This window comes from Variovorax sp. YR266 (assembly GCF_900107295.1).
Taxonomy (GTDB): Bacteria; Pseudomonadota; Gammaproteobacteria; order Burkholderiales; family Burkholderiaceae_C; genus Variovorax.
The window spans coordinates 316,992-337,461 of the sequence record NZ_FNPM01000002.1 but is presented as its reverse complement, the minus strand read 5'-3'; the positions used below and the strand labels follow the sequence as shown (position 1 = coordinate 337,461).

Here is a 20,470-nt window from a genome sequence, read left to right as displayed (position 1 = left end):
CCGCGCGGGCCTTCCAAGCGCCCGAAAGGGCCTGCTGAAGCGGGGTACTCCTGGGGAGAAACAGGCGGCGCACAGGGGGAAATTCGCTGTCGACCGCTTTGTGGGCACGACCACCTCGGATCGCGCGCTACGCCGGGGAGTCATGCGGAAAACGCACTGGCATCACTGTCGAAAAGTGAAACATCCTTCCGGGCGCGACTGTTATGAATTGGATTAGTCTGTAACCGTATAAAAAATAACTGTACAAAACCTGAAAATCGCAAAGACTGAAAGAGTTATCGGCTTCAAATCTTCCGAGGGTAAAAAATGCTCCGCGACATCCTATTACCCGATGTAGTTCTCACGCGCTGTGATTACTATTTGGAATCGATTCTTCCGAACAATTCAGATGCATTGACAGCCAACGCTACATACTTCGGCAATGCGACGTGGGCCAAGGAATATCTGGACTACTGCCACCGCGACGCGCATTTCCGCAGCCGCTGGCTCGCCGCCGGGGGCGACTGGACGGACAAGGTCGTCATCGACCTGGGCTGCGGGCCGGGTAACCTCTTCGCCACGCTGGGCGGCAGGCCCAGATTGCTGATCGGCGTCGACGTGGCCGGAGGCTCGCTGGAGCTGGCGGCTGGCCTGGGCTACACGGCAGTGCTGGCGGATGCGGCGCACACGCCGTTCCGCTCGCATGTGGCGGACATCGTGGCAATCAATGCATCGCTGCACCACTGCGACGACATGAAAGCGGTGCTGCAGGAAGGCGCTCGCCTCGTTAAGCCCAATGGCTTACTTATTACCGACCACGATCCGCAACTCACAGCTTGGGACTACAAGGGCCTGGCCAGGCTGATGTGGGATGCGCGGCTGTGGGTCTACCGCGCGACGGGGCACGGTTTTCACAAGACGGACAGTCAGCAGTTGTGGGGGCTGAGAACCGAAGTGCATCACCGGCCCGGCGACGGCGTGACGAAGGAGCTCTTCGAATCCACGCTGGAGCCGCTGGGCTTCGAGGTTCGCGTGCACCCGCACAACCACCAGATAGGAGCGCAGGCGCTGGCCGGCGACGTTGGGCCGGCGCAATGGAAATACCGCATGGGCAATGTGCTCTCGGGCCGTGACCCGAAGGCACCCGCGAGCGCGCTGTCGCTGATGTGCGTTGCAAGGCGCAAGACCGCAGAAAAACTGCAGGCCAACTGAACGCCAGGCGACTGCTGGTAGCCTTCCCGGATTCTTCGAGCGCGGCCCCGGGCATCCGGGAGCGCGAGATTCAGTTATCCAGGAAGGAATCCGGTAGTGGTTGTGACAGGAAGGAACTGGCGCGCGGGCATTGCGCTGACCGCGGCATTGATGGTGGCAGCGTGCTCCACCTCCCCCAAGGCGCCAGTGGCAGGGCCGGGCGAGTACGTCGTCCAGCCGGGCGACACGCTCTATCGCATCGCGTCGAAGACCGGGCGTTCGCCGGGCGACATTGCCCGATGGAGCAATCTGCAGGACCCCGACAAGCTCGAAGCAGGACAGGTGCTGCGCGTGGTGCCGCCCGGTGGCGGCGCATCGTCCGAGCCGCCTCCTCCCAGGAGCGCAGGTGCCGAGCGTCCGGAACGCCCCGAGCGTTCGAGGCCGCCCCGGGCCGCGGCGCCCGAGCCCGTCGCACCGCCGGCCTCGCGGCGCAGCGACTGGGCCTGGCCCGCGCAGGGCCAGGTCATCGCGGGCTTCAACGGCACCAGCAACAAGGGCGTCGACATCGGCGGCAGCGTCGGTGAGCCGGTGATGTCCATCGGCGCCGGCAAGGTGGCCGTGACGGAAACGCTGCGCGGCTACGGCAGCGTGCTGATGGTCGACCACGGCGGCTCTTATATGTCGGTCTACACCAATGTGCGTACGGTGCTGGTGAAACAGGGCCAGCAGGTGAAGCAGGGCCAGAAGATCGCCGAGATCGGCGGCGCGGACGGTGGGCGCGCCAGCCTCCACTTCGAGATCCGCTACCGCGGCAATGCGGTCGATCCGCGCCAGTACCTGCCGGCGAGGTGACCGGGCGGGGGGCCTCTGGCGAAAGGCATCCCCCAAATTGGCGATATCGCGGTGCCCGTGAAATGCGCAGACTCTCGCCCTTAGTCTGAAAAAAAGGGGCGGTAATGGAACTCGTGCATTGGCTGTTCATCATTTTTGGCATCGCGTTGGCGCTCACCACGCAGTGGTGCCTTCTTGCACCGTTCAGCCTCGAGTGGAAGCCGTTGCGCGACCAGATTACTGAACAGGTCACGCAATCGGCCGCGCTGCTCGAAGAGTGCGCTTCAGGAATCGACGCCAAGGCCTAGCCTCCCGGCCGGTTCGGCCCGCCTGCAGCCCCAGGCCCTCTAAGATGCTCGCTCTTTCTGGATGACGTGAAGACGCGAGAGGCAAAGGGAGGGCCACGCATGATTTCTTTGCTCCACACCGCGGACTGGCAGATAGGCCGCGTGTTCTCGCAGTTCGAACCCGACGACGCCGCGGCACTGTTCGAGGCGCGTTTCAAGGTGGTCGAGCGGCTGGCCGCCATTGCGGCCGAACGCAAGGTCGATGCCGTACTGGTCGCAGGCGACGTGTTCGACCTGCAGACCGTGTCGGACAAGACCATCCGGCGCATGTTCAACGCCATGCAGGGCTTTACGGGCCCCTGGCTGCTGATTCCGGGCAATCACGACTCGGCGCTGAGCGAATCGGTCTGGAGCCGTGCGCAGCGGCTGGGCGCCATTGCACCGAACATCACCTGCTGCCTGGAGCCGAAGCCCCACACGGTGGCGGGCAAGTTCACGCTGCTGCCCGCACCGCTCACGCAGCGCCATACCTACGGCGACCTCACCGACTGGTTTGCCACAGCGCCAAGCGAAGAGGGGCTGCCCCGCATCGGACTGGCGCACGGCTGCGTGCAGGGCATCCTGTCCGAAGACATCGACTCGGCCAATCCCATCGCGACCGGGCGTGCGGCGCAGGCTCGGCTCGACTACCTCGCGTTGGGCGACTGGCACGGCACGCGGCAGATCGACGACCGCACCTGGTACGCGGGCACGCCCGAGACCGATCGTTTCAGAGCCAACGATTCGGGGCAGGCGCTGCTGGTCGGCGTCTCAGGTGCCGGGGCGGAGCCGACGGTCGAGGTGGTCCGCACCGGCCAATTCGACTGGCAGCAATGGGAGCCGCGGCTCACGGTGCCCTCCGACATCGACGAACTGGTCGAAAAGCTGGAGCAGGTGAGCAGCAGCGACGTGCTGCAACTTCGCGCGCAGGGCACCTGCGACCTCAACGGCCACAACAGGCTGAGCACCGCGCTCGACGCCGCCCGCGCTCGCGCTCGTGCGCTGGTGTGGGACGGCGAAGCGCTGCGGCTGGAGCCCACGGAAGACGACATCCAGGCGCTGCACGCCGACGGCTTTGTCGGCGAGGCGCTTCAGGAGTTGCGCGCGCAGCAGGGCGATGCCGATGCTGAACTCGCCCGCGACGCGCTGCTCACGCTCGCCCGCATCCTCGACGCGCAGGGAGCCGCCGCATGAAGTTGCAGCGTCTTCGCATCGAGAACTTCAAGCTGTTCCGCGCACCGCTCGAAATAGACGGCTTCACCGACGGACTGAATCTCTTCGCGGCGCCCAACGAATCGGGCAAGTCCACCGTCGCCGAGGCCATTCGCGCGGCCTTCTTCGAGCGGCATCGCTCCAGCGCGGTCGAGCACCTGCGGCCATGGGGAGAAAGCTCGGCGACGCCCACCGTCGAGGTCGACTTCGAACTCGACGGCAAGCCATGCCGGCTCACCAAGGCCTTCCTCGGCAAGAAGCGCTGCGAGCTGGTCATCGACGGCAAGTCCATGGACGGTGCGGTGGCCGAAGACCATCTGGCGGCGCTGCTGGGCTTTCGCTTTCCGGGCAAGGGCGCCAGCACGCCGGAGCACATGGGCATTCCGGGCCTGCTGTGGATCAAACAGGGCGCCTCGCACGACATTGCCAGCGCCGTGGGCTTTGCCAGCGATCACCTGCGCAACGCACTGGGCGAATCGCTGGGCGAGCTGGCCTCCAGCAACGGCGATGCGGTGCTGAAGGCGGTGGAGAGCGAGCGCAACGAACTGCTCACGCCCGCCGCCGGAACACCGCGCGGCGCCTTCGCGGATGCCATCAGGCTGCGCACGGAACTCGAAGCCGACATCGAACGGCTGCGTGCCGACATCGAGTCCTATCAGTCGGGCGTGGACCGCCTCTCAGGCCTGCGCCGCGATCACCAACGAGACGAAGCCGCGCGGCCCTGGACGGCGTTGCGGGAGCAGCTTGCTATCGCACGGCAGCGGCTGGACGAAGCCAAGGGGTTGAACGAGAGGAAGACCGCGCAGGACGCCGCGCTCAGGCAGGTCACCGCGCAGGTGAATTCCTGGCGCACTCAGCTCCAGGCGATGGAGCGCGAGGAAACCACGGTCGTCCTGCGCGAGAAGAATCTGCAGGCGGCAAAAGAAGGCTTGGCCAAGGCGCTAGGCGAACTGCAGGCGTGGGAACCCCGCCACGCGGCTGCGGCGAAGGCCGATGCCGGCGCGCGCGACAACCTCCGCCTCGCGCGGCAGGCGGCCTCCCGCATCGCGCAGGAGAAAACCGTCGAAAGCCTGGCCGAGCAGCTTGAGGCACTCGCACAGAGCCACGAGAAGGCAAGGGGCGAGCAGGACAAGGTCACTCGCCTGCAGGCCGAGGCACAGGCTCTCGTGGTGCCGGAAGGCGAGCTCAAGCGGCTTCAGCGCTGCGCCGACGCGCATCGCACGGCGCAAGCCCGGCTCGATGCGGTGGCGACGGCCCTGGAGTTCGAGCTGCAGCCTGCTGCGAAGGTCCGGGTTGCCGGAGCCGAGCTTTCCGGCTCGAAGCGCCAGACCGTCATCGCGCGGACCGACATCGAGATCGAAGGCGTAGGCCGCATCACGGTGCTGCCGGGCGGAGCCGACCTGGAAAGCCTTGCCATCGAACGCGACCGCGCGCGCGACGAACTCGCCGGGCTGTTGCAGGCCCTGCGCGCGGAGAGCGTGGCCGCCGTCGAAGAGCGCATGCGGCTGCAGGCGTTGCGCAAGGGCGAAGCCGGTGCGGCGGTGGCCGTGCTGGCTGCGCTGGCACCGAAGGGGCTGAGCGCGCTTGCCGCGGACATCGCCATGCGCGAGGCACGGCTGGCTGAAGCAAGGCAGGTCCTGCAGGGCATGCCGCCGGCCGACGCGGCGATGCCATCGAGCGCGCAGGCCGAATCGGAGGAGGGCGCCGCGCGCGCGGCGCTGGAGACGGCGTCCGCGGCGCTCAACGACGCCAAGGTCGCCGCCGGCAATGCGCGCGAGCAGGTCAAGGCCGCCGAAGACGAACTCGCGGCGGTCAAGGCCACGCTGAACGACCCGATGCGCGCCAGCCGCAAGACGGAAGCCGGCGCCGCATTGACGGATGCGCTGGCACAGCAGTCGGCCCTGCAAGACAAGGTCGCTGAGTTGGCGCAGCAGTTGCAATCCGCGAACCTGCCGGTGCTCGCACAGGACGTGGAACGGCTGGAGCAAAGCGTCAAGCAGGCCGAGGCCACGCACAGCCAGCGGGCCAACGAGATCACCCGGCTGGAAGCCGAACTCGAAGCCAGGGGCGCGTTGGGCCAGGAAGAAGCTGCGTCGGAAAAACAGCGCGAACTCGAGCACGCAACACGCCGTTGCGCCGAACTCGAACGCCGGGCGAAGGCGCTCGACCACCTGCTCAAGCTGCTGCGCGAAAAGCGCTCGACCCTGGCACGACGCCTGCGCGCACCGCTGCAGAAGCACCTCGACCACTACCTGCAGATTCTTTTCCCCGGTGCGCAGGTCGAAGTCGGCGACGATCTTTCGCCGGGCCGCATCACGCGGCAAGGACTGCGAGGCGCCCAGAGCGGCGCGTTCGAAGAGCTCAGCGTGGGCGCGCGGGAGCAGATGGGCGTCGTCGCCCGACTGGCCTATGCGGACCTGTTGAAGGAAGCGCGCAAGCCGACCTTGCTCATCCTCGACGACGCGCTGGTGAACACCGACGAAGAGCGCCTGCGGCAGATGAAGCGGGTGCTGTACGACGCGGCAACGCGGCACCAGATATTGATCTTCAGTTGCCATCCGGAGGCCTGGCGCGATCTCGGGGTCGTGGCGCGAAGCATTCCGTGACGTCTTGGGGCCGCGACGCTCATCGGCAATCACACTATCCAGAATATCCGGCCGGTCGCTAAACTGCGCCGTCATGCGTCGCTGGCTTTGTACGTCCGCAGTTATCGCCTTTCTGTGCTGTCACGGGTTGGCCGTGCTTGCCCAGAACATGGCGGGCTTCGGGCAGTACCAAGCCAACGTCGCGCAGGTGCATCAGGCAAGCGCCTGCGAGCCTCATCAGGGCCACGCCGGCGCTTCGGTCCTGGATGACGGCATCGACTCCGACGAGGTGGACCTTGCCGCCGGAAGGCGCGAGATTTCACTGCCGGTCCTTAGACCGGAAGCCCCTTTGGAATTTGCCGTGACGGTCTTGCCGTCCGCGCCTCTCGAACGGCCCATGCGGCCGCCACAACTCCTCTCCTTCTTCGCATAGGTCGTCCAGTTTCGACCTGGGGCTACGGGCCCTGCTCATTGCGTGTGCTCGCGCCGTCGGCATTGACGGCCGTCCGATGCACATCGCCATCAAGAGGACGAAGAAGAGGAGAAAAGCCATGGAGCAATCGAGTGACGTGATGTTTGCCAGGCTGGCCGATTTCAGGATCGACGCCGAATTGCTGAGGCAGCATTTCCTGGCACACGTGAAGCCGCTGCCGTCGACGCCATATCGCGACAACCGCGTGGACTACATCGGTTGGGCAGTCACAAGCCGCGACGGCACGCTGGAAGACGGCATCCGGCGGATTCCCGCAAAGAATGCGCGCGGCGTCACGCCGACAGACGCCTGCAGCGGCTACCTGGCCCGGGTGATGAATGCGCTGCGCAGCCATGGCCTGACGCCCTTCAGGGCCCGGATCATGCAGCTCGAAAGCGAGGGCGAGGAGATGCCGCTGCACAACGATGCGGCCAAGGAAACCTGGCGCCTGCACATCCCCATCATCACCAACCCCAATTGCTTCTTCGAATGGCAGCGCGCCGACGGCAGCATCGAGAGCGTTCACCTGCCCGCCGACGGCTCGGCCTGGCTGGTGCGGGTGGATGTGAACCACAGGGCCGTCAATCGAAGCCATCAGCCGTCCAACCGGGTTCATCTGCTGATGGGACTGGATGCCAATCCATCCTTCGAGATGCTGACCGAGCCCTGGTTGCCTGTGCTCCAGCAGCAGTTGGTGGCTTGAGCTCGCATGAAGAATGCCCGATGGCTGGTGTGCCTGGTGGCAGCCGTGCTGCCCGTCGCTGCGCAGGAAGTCGAGGCCGGCCGTTGCCGGGTGGAGCGCAACGCAACGCTCTCCCAGTTCGACCGCGTCTATGTGCGTGACGAGTTCCGCATCCGCTACACGCTGGAGGGTGCCCACGCGCTGCCGGACATTCGCGACCTCGACCGCAACGGCATACCCGACAAGGTGCAGGACGTGGCAACGCAACTGGTCGTGGGGCGCAGGCTGTTCACCGATGTGATGGGGCTGACGCACCCCATGCGCCAGCCACGCTATGCGCGCGCCACCTCGATCGACGTGTTCCTGCTGAAGATGGAGAAGGGCAACGGGATGTCCTACGACGAGGTGATGAACTACCGCCTGGGCTCCGACGAAGCGGCCGGCGGCTGTGCTCTTCGCATCGATCTGCTCAACCGCCACGCGAACCAGAACGTGACACCGATCCACGAGCTTTTTCACCAGTACCAGTACGGCTACACCATGTTCAAGGCGCGCTGGTTCCTGGAAGGCACCGCGCGCTGGTCGGAATACGCGCTGCGCCCTGGAAGCGGGCCGCAGCAGCCATTGCCGGCCACACTGCCGGCACTGCGCGAGCAGGTGTTCTCGCAGACCTACGGGGCGAGCGGCATGTGGAACCGTCTGGCAAGCATGCTCGACCCCGACGGCCGGCTCAGGCTGCCGTCCGGCCTGGCGCAGACCACTTATGTCGATGGCAGCCTGGTCATCCAGGACGATCAATTGCACGGCGCGGCCTTCATCAAGGCGCTGCTGGAGGCGCTAGGCCCGCTCGACCGGCAGGTCGCGGAGCGAAATGGCTGGCCGGTATTTGGCTGGAAGGAGGAGGATCAGCGCTCTTCCGCGTACGACACTGAGATATTCAAAGGCGTGCTCCAGGCGACGCGGAGTGAAGCGGCGCGCTCGAAGGCCCGTAGATCGGCCGAACTGGAAGAATTTCTTGCGCTGGAGGCGCTTGTGAAAAAGGATGTGCCATGAGTCTGGGTGAACTGCTGGCGTCGGCCCGGCCCGCGATTGCAACCTTGTGGGATGAATGCACGAGCGCCAGCGCCGGCATCGACGCAGAGGCCGCGGGCGTGCTCTTCATGTCGGTCTGCAACGGGAAGGAGCGGGCCCATGTCGTCACCATCCGCGGAAAGAATTTCGAGCAGGCATGGGTCAGGGGGGCGCAGTTGCTGAATGCCTGGCTGCGCAAGCAGAAGGGCGCCGCGCCAATCTGGCTGCGGGTGGACGTGGTGCACACCGTGCACGCCATGTCCTGGCAGGAACTGAAGCAGGGCCTTTCGACGACCAAGCGCAACTACTTTCGCCATGGCATCGCGTTCAAGCCCGATTTTTCCGTGGCCATTCTTGAGCCTGAGATTGGTGCGCACGCCGTGCTGTACGACGGCGCACTCGAAGAGGCGACACCCAATGCGGCCAATCTCAAGCTCTACGGCAAGTACCGCTATGGGCTGGAGCTGGAGTGGCCGACCCAGGCGCAGCAGCCGATCTGGGTCTTCGACACGCGGGCAGTGTTCACCGACGGCAAGCAGCTTCACACCATCGAGCATCAGGGGCGGGGCAAGGGCCATCGCGTCATGCCGAACTGGGATGCGAGCCAGGTGCACGACATCGTCGCAACCAGCACCGCATACCTCGCACGGCAGGTCAAGCCGACCGGCCAGTACCACTACGGCTGGTTTCCCTGCTTCGACCGTCCCATTCCCACCTACAACGCGCTGCGGCACGCCAGCTCCACCTACGCGCTGCTCGAAGGCTGGGAGCTGACCCAGCGCCCCGAGCACAAGGCCGCCATCGACCGGGCGCTGGCCTACCTCACGCAGACGCTGATCCAGCGCGCCACGCTGCCCGGCGGAGAGCAGGGCGCTTTCCTGGTGGATGTCGACAACGACAACGAAATCAAGCTGGGCGGCAACGCCGTGTGCCTGCTGGCGATGGTCAAGTACACCGAACTCACCGGCGACCGGCAATACCTGCCGCTGATGGAGCAGCTGGCCCTGGGCATCGTGCACATGCAGGACCCGGGTTCGGGCCGTTTCGTGCATGTGCTGAACCACCCCGACCTCAGCGTGAAAGAAGAGAACCGGATCATCTACTACGACGGCGAGGCCGCCTTCGGCCTCATGCGCCTGTACGGGCTGACCAATGATCCACGCTGGCTGCAGACCGTGGAGAAAGCATTCGGGCATTTCATCGAAGCCAGACACTGGCAGGCCCACGACCATTGGCTGAGCTACTGCGTCAACGAACTCACGCTCTACAGATCGGACGAGCGCTACTACCGCTTCGGCCTGGACAACGTGCGCGACCATCTCGACTTCGTGCTCGAGCGCATCACCACCTTTCCGACGCTGCTGGAGCTGATGATGGCGGCGCAGAAGATGATCGCGCGCATGCAGGCCGACCCACAGCACGAGCACCTGCTGCGCGGCTTCGACATCGACAAGTTCTACCGGGCCCTGGAGCAGCGTGCCCGCTACCTGCTGACGGGCCACTTCTGGCCCGAGATCGCCATGTTCTTCAAGAACCCGGGGCGCATCGTGGGCAGCTTCTTCATCCGCCATCACAGCTACCGCGTGCGCATCGACGATGTGGAGCACTACCTGTCGGGCTATGTCGCGTACTGGAAGTACCTGCAGGGCGGCGGGCGGCCTTTCCTGACGCAACAGGAAGAGGCAAGGCACGCGGCACCAGCCGCCTTCGCGCAGATGTAGCGGTGTCTCCTGCCGCCCGGAAACGCTCCGGGTAGGCGGTTTGTCATGGTCCCGAGCCCAAGCGGGCAGGGCGCTTGACTCCCCCGCAAAGGGGCGCTTCGCTCATGTGCGAAGACAGCGCGATTCCTAAAGTCATCCCCAGGCCGAACGCTTCTGCCCATGCCGGGCAGACAGGCAACTCAGGCCGGTCACGACAAACGGGGAACACGCATGGAACTGCTCGCACCACTGCCAAGAACCTTCATGAACCTGCTGCGGGAAGACGCAGGCATGTCGTTCATGGAGGTCGCGCTGATCGGCGCTCTGGTGATGGTCGTGTGCCTGCTCCTGCTGCTCGCCATCCGGCGCAGCGCCTGACCCACGGAGCCAACCATGCAAGACCTCGACGCCGTTCTCGAACTGCTGGCAATGCTGGCTACAGACGTTCGAATGCTCGCGCTTTTCGCGCTGCTCGGGGTGGCTGCCGTCAGCGACTGGCGCTCCTACCGCATCCCCAACTGGCTGACCTTCGGCGGGGCGCTCTTCGCGCTCATCTACGGGACGCTTGCCGCCCGCACGCCGACTGCAGGCGCAATGAGCGCTTTCGGTGGCCTGGGCGTGGGCTTCGCTGCGATGCTGCCCTTCTATGTGCTGGGATTGATGGGAGCGGGCGACGTGAAGCTCATGGCCATGACAGGAGCCTTCATCGGTCCGCAGCAGACGCTGATGGCGGTGCTCTTCACCTTCATTGCCGGAGGCGTGGCGGCACTGGTGTTCGCCATCCACCGCCGTCGCTTGGCGCACATGCTGGCCAACGTCAAGACGGCGGCGCAAGGCATGGCGATCTCGAGCATGGCGGGCATCCGCCCTACGGGGCACGTTCACATGAGCCAGTCCGTGGGAAAGCTGCCCTACGGCATCTGCATCGCGGCGGGCACGGTGGTCGAAGTGCTCGCGCATCAACTGGGCTATGTCTAGCCCTCCCATCTTTTACCTGCGACGGAGGTTCGTATGAAGAACATCAAGGCAATCGGGCTGATCCTTCTGGCCCTTCTGACGGGGCTGGCGGCCGCGGTCTACGCGGCCGGGTGGATCTCCAGGCAAAGCGGCATCGCGTCCAACAAGGTCGTGGTGGCTGCCGTCGACATCGAACTGGGCAGCCGCGTCAACGCGCAGATGCTGTCCACGGTCGACTGGCCCAGCGGCTCCACGCCGCACGGCTCGTTCAGCGACATCAAGGCGCTGGAGGACCGCGTGGTGAAGGTCGGCGTGCTGCGCGGCGAAGCCATCATGGAAGGCAAGCTGGCGCCGGTGGGCACCCAGGGCGGGTTGTCGGCGGTGATCGCCAGTGGCAAGCGAGCCATGACGGTGCGCGTAAACGACGTGGTCGGCGTCGCCGGCTTCGCGCTGCCGGGCAACTACGTCGACGTGATGGTCAACGCCCAGCAGGACAAGGGCCGTGGCGAGGAGGCGTCGCAGATCAGCAAGACCGTACTCGAGAAAGTGCTGGTGCTGGCGGTGGCACAGGAGGCCAACCGCGACGACACCAAGCCCAAGGTCGTGAGCGCCGTGACGCTCGAACTCTCGCTCGAGGATTCCGAAAAGCTCGACCTGGCACGCAGCGTGGGAACGCTGTCCCTGGTGCTTCGCAACCAGATGGACAAGACCACGGTCGCCACCGGCGGCATCACCAAGGGCCAGTTGTTCGGCGAGAAGGCCATCGTGCAAGTCTCCACCGCTGCTGCGCCGGCCCCGGCCCGCCCGCGTATTCATCGTGCAGGCCCCGCCGCTCAGCCGGCTTCCCAGTGCGTGGAAGTCATCCAGCACGCGGGCAGCTCGCTGACCTGTTTCTGATCCGGTCACCAGGAGGAACACCAAGTGCGCCATCTCTCAACAACACTCGCCAGTCTGCTGGCGACCCTCGCGACAGTGGCGGCTCCCGCCATGGGCGCGGAGGTCGCGGCAACCGCCTCGGCCACGGCCGCCATGCCCGCCGCAGCACTTGCAACGCCTCCGGCGGCGGCGGGCAACGCCGCCAACGCCCGACGCTGCACCGCCATCATTCCGGACGACCAGCCAACCCAGGCCGTGCTGGGCAAGTCGGTGGTCATTCCGCTGAAGGCGCGTGTGGTGCGCATCGTGGTCAGCGGCCAGCCGTCGGCAAGGGCACCCGCTGCCGCTGCCGCCGCCGTGCCGGCAGGCATGCAGCCCGCGCCGGCCATGACCGCCAATGCGAACACCGGCGATGGCGTTGCCGATGTCGATGTGACGTTGCTGAGCCCGACCGACCTGTTCTTCCGCGGCCGCCAGGCAGGCTCGATGAACGTCGTGCTGCAGAGCGCCGACGGCACCTGCTACATCAAGGACGTGATCGTCACCATCGATCCGATGGCGCTGCAGGCCAAGCTGGCGGAGCTGATGCCCGAAGAGCGCCGCATCCGTGTGCGCAGTGCAGAAAAATCCATCGTACTCACCGGCGAGATCAGCGACGCGCTCAAGCTCGACGACGTGATGAGCCTGGCATCGGCCTACGGCGCGGACGGCAAGAAGGTGGTGAACCTGCTGCGCATCGCGACACCGCAGCAGGTGATGCTCGAAGTGAAGATCGCCGAGGTCAGCAAGACCCTGCTCGACCGGCTGGGCGCGCGCGTCGGGATTGCGCGTTCGGGCAACGGCGGGCTGAACAACTACTCACTGATCTCGAATTTCCTGAGCACGGGCGCGGGCCTGGTCCAGGCGCTACGCATCGGCCGCACCTCGCTGACCATCGACGGCCAGAAGGACGACGGGCTGGTTCGCATTCTTGCGGAGCCCAACATCATGGCCATCAGTGGCCAGCAGGCCAGCTTCCTTTCGGGCGGCAAGATCTTCATTCCGGTGGCGCAAAGCTCCGCCGGCGGCAGCGGGACGAACATCACGCTGGAAGAGAAGGAGTTCGGCATCGGGGTCAAGTTCACCCCCACGGTGCTCAACGGCGACCGGATCAACCTCAAGATGGTGTCCGAGGTGTCAGACCTGACGCAGACCGGTTCGCCCTTCACCACGGTCGGAGGCGTTACCGCGGTGCTGCCCTCGCTGACGGTGCGGCGCGCCGACACCACCGTGCAGCTCAACGACGGGCAGAGTTTTGTCATCGCCGGGCTCATCAAGAGCAATGTGAACGAGACCATCAAGCGCTATCCGGGCCTGGGCGAAGTTCCGGTGATGGGTGCGCTGTTCCGCAGCACCGAGTTCCAGAACGAGCAGACCGAGCTGATGTTTGTCATCACGCCGCGCCTGGTTCGTCCGCTGGCCGAGTCGCCGCGGGTACCGACGGACAACCACGTCGTTCCCAGCCGCGCCGAGGTTTATTTCAACGGCGCCCTTGAAAGCGCCACCCCGGCACCGGCCGCCCCGGCCAGCGAAACCCCGTGAGGAGCACTGCCATGTTCATCAGATCGACCGCCATTGCGCTCGCATGCCTTTTTGCCACCGGCTGCTCGCACGTCACGCCCAACTACGACGCGCGCTTCGGCGACGCGGTGCGCGACGCAAAGAAAAAGATGACGCTGAACCCGAACGCCGGCAAGAACGGTGACCCGGTCGCTGGCATGGACGGCCGCTCGGCGCGCGAGTCGATGAATCAGTACCACGAGTCCTACAAGTCGCCGCCGCCGGCGGTCAACGTCATCAACATCGGCGGCAGCATCGGTGGCCAGGGCGGTGGCTCGGGCAAGTAACGGGCTGCGTTTTTCTCTCGAATTCGATCCTCGAAGTCTTTACCTGGAAAGGAGAGCGCCACGAACTGCAACGAACTTTTTTCCCTCACCACACCATAGTTTTCAAACCTGATTTCCAACTGTTCAAACCTTGAAAGGAAAGAACCATGAAGAACTTTCTCCAGGCCATCGGCCAATCGACTCGCGGTTTCATGCTCGAGGAAGAGGGCGCCCAGGTCGTCGAGTACGCACTGATCATCGCCGTCGTCTCGATCGCACTGGTCGTCGCGCTGAAGGCGCTCACCGCAAACGGCGGCGGCTTCTCGCTCTTCATCGATCGCGTGAAGACTTGCCTGACTTCGACAACCGGCGGTTGCGTGTAAGTATTTGGTGGGGCGAGCTGGAGCACGCTCCAAGCTCGCCGCCCCACTTATCGGATCCGCATTCTTCTCAATGAAAAAGGAGTAGTCCCATGTTCAAGTCATTCTTGCAGGACGAGAACGGCGCTCAAGTGGTGGAGTACGCGCTGATCATCGCGGTCGTCTCGATCGCGCTCGTTGTTGCGTTGAAGGCGCTTACCGACAACGGTGGCAGCTTCTCGCTCTTCATCGATCGCGTGAAAACTTGCCTGACTTCCACGACTGGCGGTTGCGTGTAAGTAGTTGGTGGGGCGAGCCGGAGCACGCTCCAAGCTCGCCGCCTCACTTATCGAGTCCGCATCTTTTCAATGAAAAAGGAGTAGTCCCATGTTCAAGTCCTTTTTGAAAGAAGAGGGCGGTGCTCAGGTGGTGGAGTACGCGCTGGTCATCGCCTTGATCTCTATCCTGCTGATCATCGCGCTGCGACCACTGGTAGCCGACACCGGTCTCAGCGATCTTGTTGATCGCGTCTTCACTTGCTTCGGCGGCGTCGACTGCGCCTGAAGCGCAGGCTTTGTCAAACTGCCACTACTGCACAGGAAGCCGATCATGCAAGTCCACACTCCCGGCCACCGCCAGCGCGGCGCGATGATCATCACTGCAGCATTGGTTCTGTTGTTTCTCCTCGGATTCATGGGCATCGCGCTCGACTTCGGGCACCTGTTCGTAGTCAAGACCGAGCTGCAGACGGCGGTCGACAGCTGCGCTCTGTCCGCTGCGCGCGAGCTCGACGGGCAGAGCACGGCTCTCACGCGGGCCGTGAGCGCGGGCCAGACTGCAGGCAACGCGAACCGTGTGAACATGCAATCAAGTACCTGGAGCGGGCAGGGCAAGATCGTCACGGCCGACATCACGTTCCGCGACTCGGCCTACGCCCTCACGACCACGCCCGCTGTAGCTCGCTATGCGCAGTGCACGCACACGCAGGCCAACGTCAACATCTGGCTCATGAAGGCCATGGGCGCCTTTTCTGGCGATACCACCGGCAATCCCGCTACACGCAGCGTCGCGGCGAGCGCGGTCGCCACACGTGCCAGCGCACAGACCACATGCCCCATCCCGGTCGCAATGAAGCCGAAGCCAGGCGGCACGGCACCGAACTACGGCTTCGCCGTCGGCGAATGGGTACCTCTCATCCAGGCGCAGAACGCGGCTACGGGTGGCCAGATCGGCTGGGCCAATCTCGATGGCAGCAATAGTGCTTCGGAAACCGAAGCAGAGCTCAACGGCCGTTGCGGTACCAGGGTGGGCGACACGCTCGGCACGCCCGGCGTGCAGACCTCGGTGGCCGACGTCTGGAACCAGCGCTTCGGCATCTACAAGAACACCGGCGATCCGAGCGTGGGACGGCCCGACTACACCGGCTATGCCTACACATCATCCAACTGGCCCACGCAGTTCAATGCCTACAACGGCGCGCCGGGTGCAGGAGCCGATGCGACCGCCCAGAACTTCGTGACCAAGCGGGCCGCCTTTGCGTCCTGCGCCGACACCGGCACCAAAGTGAAGGGCGCGAACAGCTGCGAATCGATCACGGGGCTGTCGCTCAACAGCTTCCAGAAGCTGGCCAACCCGGGCAACGTTGCCGGAGGCCACATGCAGTACGGCTTCGACCGCCGCATCGTCACGGTGCCGGTCATTGACGGCAGCAACCACGTGATCGACTACGCCTGCATGCTGATGCTGCAGCCGCTGAGCATTCCGATGACCGACACGCAGCTGGAATTCCGCGGCAACGCGGGCGCCGTGGGCAGCCCCTGCACCACCAGCGGGCTGGCTGGCGGATCGGCGGGCCCGCTGGTTCCGGTGCTGGTGAGGTGAACGCCATGAAAAGATCCCATCGCACACAGCGTGGCGCGGCACTGATCGAGCTGGCACTGATCATTCCGCTGCTCCTGCTGATGACCTTCATCACCACCGAGTTCGGCCGCGCGATGTATGAGTACAACGCGGTCGTCAAGTCGACGCGCGACGCGGTGCGCTACCTGTCCGTGCAGACGCCCGGCACGCACGTCACCGAGGCGCGCAACCTGATCGTGTACGGCAACACGGCCGGCACCGGGGCGCCGCTGGCGCGCGGGCTGAGTCTTTCGAATGTGCCGGCTGGCAGCTGTTGCACCTGGCAGTCGGTAGGGGCGAATCCGATCATCACCACGGTGACGGTGCGCGTTAGCAGCTACACATTCCATTCGCTGTTTCCCTCGGTGATCGGCGTCGTCCTCGCCGATGCGAACGGCAACATCGTCTTCAGCGAAATCGCAGCCACCATGAGGGCGCCATCATGAGAAAACGCATTACCGGTGCGACCACGGTCGAGTTCGCTTTGGGCCTGATCATCTTTCTCATGTTCGTGCTGGGCATCGTCGACTTCTCGCGCATGCTGTTCACGTGGAATGCGGCCCAGGAGGCAACACGCGCGGGTGCCAGGTATGCGGTGGTGTGCGACGACACCGGCCAGCAAGCGCTGGTGCTTGCCCGCATGAAGGCGCTGCTGCCGCAGATCAGCACTGTGTCGGTGGCGTGGGAGCCTTCGGGCTGCACGGCCGCGACCTGCCAGGGCGTCACCGTCAGCATCACCGGCCTCAACTACCAGTGGATTTCGCCCATTGCGGGTGGTGTCGCGCCGCTGATCCCGATGCCGGGCTTTTCCACTTACCTGCCGCGCGAGGTGATGCGCAAGGACCCGAACAGCGCGGCCATCTGTTCCTAGCAACGCACCGGACACGACCATGAAGATCGCCATCATTTCCCCCAATCCGAACCATCTCCAGGACATGCGCAAGGTCCTCGAGGCGCGCTCCCACCATGTGTCGCTTTTCGAGGGCGGCAAGAGCCGGATGCAGTGGGTCGTCGAGAAGGCGGCTCCGGAGCTTCTGCTGGTCGACGGCATGTGCTGCGATCTCCAGGAGCTCGTGCTGGTGGAGAAGCTCACGATGCAGCACCCGGCAATCGCGGTGGTGCTGCTGTGTGCCATGCAGACGCCGGAGTTCCTGATCCACGCGATGCGTGCGGGTGTACGCGAGGTGCTGCCGTCGCCCTCTGACACCGCTGCGCTCGAGGCCGCCGTCGAGCGCATCGGGCTCAAGATGGCCGGCACCCAGGCGCGCGGCCCTGGCCAGGTCGTGGCGTTCATGCCCTGCAAGGGCGGCAGCGGAGCGACCTTTCTCGCGACCAACATCGCTCACCAGCTCTCGCGGGAGCGCTCGGTGCTCCTGATCGACCTGAACCTGCAGTTCGGCGATGCGCTGTCGTATGTCAGCGATATGCGGCCGACCTCCACGATGGCGGACGTTGCGCGCGACATCGGCCGCCTCGACGCGTCGCTGCTCGCGGCCAGCGTGGTGCGCGTGGCGCCGGGCTTCAGCATCCTGCCCGCACCCGACGATCTTTCGCGCGCGCTGGAGGTGAAGGCCGAACACATCGACGCGATCCTGCAGGTTGCGCTGCCGATGTACGACTTCGTGCTGTTCGACCTCGGCACGCGCATCGACACGCTCTCGATCAAGGTGCTGGACCGCGCCGACCGCATCTTCCCCGTGCTGCAGCCGAGCCTGCCGCACATCCGCAACGTGACGCGGCTGATGCAGGTGTTCAAGTCGCTGGGCTACGCACCGGGCAAGGTCGAGCTGCTGGTGAACCGCAGCGCCGGCGGCGGGGAGATCGGGTTGTCGGACATGCGCCGCTCGCTGGTCGGCGCGACGCTCACGATCGTGCCGGACGGCGGCAAGGACGTGGATGCGTCCATCAACCGGGGCGTGCCGCTGGCGGAGATGTCGCGCGGCAGCGCGCTCGTCAAGCGGCTCGCCGAGATCGCGCACACGCTCAGTCCGCAGCAGGAGGCGGCACCCGGCTTCATCGGGCGGCTCTTCCGCCGCGCATAAGTACCACCGGATCATTCCTCAACAGCAAGGCAGGTTCCCATGTCATTCAGAGAACAGCTCAACGCGATCGAAGCCGATCCCGCCTCGCGGTCGGAGGGGCACGCGGCCGATCTGACCACACCGCCCTTTGCGTCGGATGCCTACAAGTTGCTGAAGGAGCGCATGCACCTGAAGCTGCTGGAGCGCTTCGACCTGGCGGCGCTGGAAACCCTGAAGCCCGAAGTGCTGCGCCAGGAAATCTCGACCATGGTCACGCGGCTGCTGCAGGAGGAACCCGAGGCGCTCAACGACATCGAGCGGCGCACGCTGATTCGCGACATCCAGCACGAGATGCTCGGCTTCGGGCCGATCGAGCTGTTGATGGCGGACCCGTCCGTCTCGGACATCCTGATCAATTCGCACGAGAAGATCTACGTCGAGCGCCGGGGCCGGCTGGAGCTGACCAACGTCAGCTTCACCGACGAGAAGCACCTGCTGCGCATCATCGACAAGATCGTCTCGCTGGTGGGGCGGCGCATCGACGAGTCCAGCCCCATGGTTGATGCGCGGCTGCCCGACGGCTCGCGCGTCAATGCGGTCATCGCGCCGGTGGCGCTGGACGGGCCGATGATGTCGATCCGCCGTTTCGCGAAGATCCCGCTGCGCATGGAGAACCTCGTGAACGAGCTCAAGACACTGACGCCGCCGATGGCGCAGATGCTCGAGGGGCTGGCCCAGGCGAAGGTCAACATGCTCATCTCCGGCGGCACGGGCGCCGGCAAGACCACGCTGCTGAACATCCTGTCGGGCTTCATTCCGCCGACCGAACGCATCATCACGATCGAGGATGCGGCGGAACTCCAGCTGCAGCAGCCGCACGTGGCGCGCATGGAGACGCGGCCGATGAACATCGAGGGCAAGGGAGAGATCACGCAGCGCGCGCTGGTGCGCAACGCGCTGCGCATGCGGCCCGACCGCATCGTCATCGGCGAGGTGCGCGGCGCCGAGGCGGTCGACATGCTGCAGGCGATGAACACTGGCCATGAGGGCTCTCTCACCACCATCCATGCCAACACGCCGCGCGATGCGCTGGCACGGCTGGAAAACATGATCGGCATGGCGAACCTGAACCTGCCGCACCGCACCGTGCGCCAGCAGATTGCGTCGGCCATCACGGTGGTCGTGCAGGTGCTGCGGCTGGTCGACGGGCGGCGCAAGGTCACCAGCATCCAGGAGATCACCGGCATGGAAGGCGAGGTGGTCACCATGCAGGAGATCTTCACTTTTCACCAGACTGGCATGGGGCCCGACGGCCTGGTGCGCGGCCATTTCCACGCGACGGGTGTCAGGCCGAAATTTGCGGATCGGCTGCATGCCTACGGCGTGGATCTGCCCGACACCATGTTCGAGCCGACGAAGCACTACGAATAGGAGACCGCCATGTTCAGCAATCTTGGAGGCAATACGCTCATCACCGTCACGGTGCTGGTCTTCGTGACCGTGCTGCTGATGATCGAGGGTCTGTATCTGCTGTGGCGCTCCTACAAGGGGCCCGAGGCGCGCAAGATCGCGAAGCGGCTGCAAGCTTTTTCCGCCGCGGTCGACCGGACGCCGCAGGCCCACCTTGTCAAGGAGCGCATGCTCAGCGAGGTGCCGTGGATGCAGCGCATGCTGCTGACGCTGCCGCGGGCGCACCGGCTGGACCGCTTCATCCTGCAGGCGGGGCTGGACTGGACGGTTTCCAGCTTCCTGCTGGTGTGCGGGGCGCTCGGCGTGCTCGCGTTCTTCGTGACGGCGTCGATGGCACGCCAGCCGCTGCTGCTGGCGCTCGCCGCAGGGATCGGCGGGGCGATGCTCCCGGTGCTCTACCTGCAGCGCCAGCGCAGCCGCCGGCTGGCCCGCATGGAGAGGCAGCTTCCGGATGCGCTGGACCTGGTGACGCGCGCCCTGCGCGCAGGGCACTCGTTCGCGAGTGGCGTACAGATGATCGGCGAGGAAATGGCCGACCCGATCGCCACCGAGTTCCGCATGGTTGCCGACGAGGTGAATTTCGGCGTCTCGCTGCAGCAGGCCCTGACCAACCTCAGCGAGCGCGTGCCGCTCACCGACCTGCGCTACTTCGTGGTGGCGGTGCTGATCCAGCGCGACTCCGGCGGCAACCTGACGGAGGTGCTGGGCAACCTGAGCAAGCTCATTCGCGACCGGCTCAAGCTGCTCGCGCGGGTGCGGGTGCTGTCGTCAGAAGGGCGGCTGTCGGCCTGGATCCTGGGGCTCATGCCGTTCGCCCTGGCGGCGCTGATGAACATCTTCAACCCCGAATTCATGGCGCCGCTATGGACGGACCCGATCGGGCAGATAGTGCTCAAGTACATGCTGGGGCTGATGCTCGTGGGCATCGTGCTCTTGCGAAAGATCGCGAAGATTCGCGTCTGAAGGAGAAGAGC

23 protein-coding genes are annotated in these 20,470 nt (G+C 65.2%); all 23 read left to right on the top strand.

Going from position 1 to position 20,470, the window contains the following annotated elements; all coding sequences use genetic code 11:
- The first annotated feature begins 393 nt into the window (after positions 1–393).
- The 23 genes from BLW48_RS07160 (at position 394) to BLW48_RS07055 (ending at position 20,459) form a co-directional block, all read left to right on the top strand.
- Positions 394–1,191, top strand: coding sequence for a class I SAM-dependent methyltransferase (locus tag BLW48_RS07160; RefSeq protein WP_256330726.1), 798 nt, complete (start codon positions 394–396; stop codon positions 1,189–1,191).
- A gap of 96 nt (positions 1,192–1,287) precedes the next feature.
- Positions 1,288–2,022 (top strand): peptidoglycan DD-metalloendopeptidase family protein, encoded by a 735-nt coding sequence (locus BLW48_RS07155; RefSeq protein ID WP_256330725.1) that lies wholly within the window; start codon positions 1,288–1,290, stop codon positions 2,020–2,022.
- 104 nt (positions 2,023–2,126) lie between these two features.
- A complete protein-coding gene (locus BLW48_RS07150) occupies positions 2,127–2,309 on the top strand; it encodes a hypothetical protein (protein WP_093058360.1) in 183 nt (60 codons plus the stop codon).
- A gap of 99 nt (positions 2,310–2,408) precedes the next feature.
- Positions 2,409–3,521 carry a metallophosphoesterase family protein gene (locus tag BLW48_RS07145; protein ID WP_093173695.1) on the top strand — a complete coding sequence of 371 codons (1,113 nt, stop codon included), beginning with the start codon at positions 2,409–2,411 and terminating at the stop codon, positions 3,519–3,521.
- Positions 3,518–6,145, top strand: a complete 2,628-nt coding sequence (locus BLW48_RS07140) for an AAA family ATPase (protein WP_093173693.1) — start codon at positions 3,518–3,520, stop codon at positions 6,143–6,145. The genes BLW48_RS07145 and BLW48_RS07140 overlap by 4 nt, the downstream gene beginning before the upstream one ends.
- 133 nt (positions 6,146–6,278) lie before the next feature.
- Positions 6,279–6,557, top strand: a complete 279-nt coding sequence (locus tag BLW48_RS07135) for a hypothetical protein (RefSeq protein WP_143047730.1) — start codon at positions 6,279–6,281, stop codon at positions 6,555–6,557.
- A 76-nt stretch (positions 6,558–6,633) separates the two neighbouring features.
- Positions 6,634–7,299 carry an aspartyl/asparaginyl beta-hydroxylase domain-containing protein gene (locus BLW48_RS07130; RefSeq protein WP_256330724.1) on the top strand — a complete coding sequence of 222 codons (666 nt, stop codon included), beginning with the start codon at positions 6,634–6,636 and terminating at the stop codon, positions 7,297–7,299.
- A gap of 6 nt (positions 7,300–7,305) precedes the next feature.
- On the top strand, positions 7,306–8,331 hold the full coding sequence (locus tag BLW48_RS07125; RefSeq protein WP_093173688.1) for a hypothetical protein: 1,026 nt from the start codon (positions 7,306–7,308) through the stop codon (positions 8,329–8,331).
- Positions 8,328–10,070 (top strand): AGE family epimerase/isomerase, encoded by a 1,743-nt coding sequence (locus BLW48_RS07120; protein ID WP_093173686.1) that lies wholly within the window; start codon positions 8,328–8,330, stop codon positions 10,068–10,070. The genes BLW48_RS07125 and BLW48_RS07120 overlap by 4 nt, the downstream gene beginning before the upstream one ends.
- A gap of 210 nt (positions 10,071–10,280) precedes the next feature.
- Positions 10,281–10,427 (top strand): hypothetical protein, encoded by a 147-nt coding sequence (locus tag BLW48_RS35360; protein WP_176928961.1) that lies wholly within the window; start codon positions 10,281–10,283, stop codon positions 10,425–10,427.
- Between the two features lie 15 nt (positions 10,428–10,442).
- Complete coding sequence (locus tag BLW48_RS07115; RefSeq protein ID WP_093173684.1) at positions 10,443–11,027, top strand: A24 family peptidase; 585 nt, start codon at positions 10,443–10,445, stop codon at positions 11,025–11,027.
- Between the two features lie 33 nt (positions 11,028–11,060).
- Entirely contained in the window at positions 11,061–11,903 is an 843-nt protein-coding gene (gene cpaB / locus BLW48_RS07110; protein WP_093058368.1) for a Flp pilus assembly protein CpaB, read from the top strand.
- A 24-nt stretch (positions 11,904–11,927) separates the two neighbouring features.
- Positions 11,928–13,463 (top strand): type II and III secretion system protein family protein, encoded by a 1,536-nt coding sequence (locus BLW48_RS07105; protein WP_093173682.1) that lies wholly within the window; start codon positions 11,928–11,930, stop codon positions 13,461–13,463.
- 11 nt (positions 13,464–13,474) lie between these two features.
- Entirely contained in the window at positions 13,475–13,768 is a 294-nt protein-coding gene (locus BLW48_RS07100) for a hypothetical protein (RefSeq protein WP_093173680.1), read from the top strand.
- 146 nt (positions 13,769–13,914) lie between these two features.
- Complete coding sequence (locus BLW48_RS07095; protein WP_093058371.1) at positions 13,915–14,130, top strand: Flp family type IVb pilin; 216 nt, start codon at positions 13,915–13,917, stop codon at positions 14,128–14,130.
- A gap of 89 nt (positions 14,131–14,219) precedes the next feature.
- Positions 14,220–14,405 carry a Flp family type IVb pilin gene (locus BLW48_RS07090; RefSeq protein WP_093074383.1) on the top strand — a complete coding sequence of 62 codons (186 nt, stop codon included), beginning with the start codon at positions 14,220–14,222 and terminating at the stop codon, positions 14,403–14,405.
- A gap of 88 nt (positions 14,406–14,493) precedes the next feature.
- A complete protein-coding gene (locus BLW48_RS07085) occupies positions 14,494–14,670 on the top strand; it encodes a Flp family type IVb pilin (protein WP_093058373.1) in 177 nt (58 codons plus the stop codon).
- 45 nt (positions 14,671–14,715) lie between these two features.
- Complete coding sequence (locus BLW48_RS07080; RefSeq protein ID WP_093173678.1) at positions 14,716–15,987, top strand: pilus assembly protein TadG-related protein; 1,272 nt, start codon at positions 14,716–14,718, stop codon at positions 15,985–15,987.
- A 5-nt stretch (positions 15,988–15,992) separates the two neighbouring features.
- Positions 15,993–16,451, top strand: coding sequence for a TadE/TadG family type IV pilus assembly protein (locus BLW48_RS07075; RefSeq protein ID WP_093058432.1), 459 nt, complete (start codon positions 15,993–15,995; stop codon positions 16,449–16,451).
- Positions 16,448–16,876, top strand: coding sequence for a TadE family protein (locus tag BLW48_RS07070; protein WP_093074381.1), 429 nt, complete (start codon positions 16,448–16,450; stop codon positions 16,874–16,876). Before BLW48_RS07075 ends, BLW48_RS07070 begins: the two co-directional genes overlap by 4 nt.
- A 19-nt stretch (positions 16,877–16,895) precedes the next feature.
- Positions 16,896–18,047 (top strand): CpaE/TadZ family protein, encoded by a 1,152-nt coding sequence (locus tag BLW48_RS07065; protein ID WP_093173676.1) that lies wholly within the window; start codon positions 16,896–16,898, stop codon positions 18,045–18,047.
- 39 nt (positions 18,048–18,086) lie between these two features.
- The gene (locus BLW48_RS07060; protein ID WP_093058377.1) at positions 18,087–19,457 is read left to right on the top strand and encodes a TadA family conjugal transfer-associated ATPase; all 1,371 of its coding nucleotides are present in this window, start codon (positions 18,087–18,089) and stop codon (positions 19,455–19,457) included.
- A gap of 9 nt (positions 19,458–19,466) precedes the next feature.
- On the top strand, positions 19,467–20,459 hold the full coding sequence (locus BLW48_RS07055) for a type II secretion system F family protein (RefSeq protein WP_093173674.1): 993 nt from the start codon (positions 19,467–19,469) through the stop codon (positions 20,457–20,459).
- Positions 20,460–20,470 lie beyond the last annotated feature (11 nt).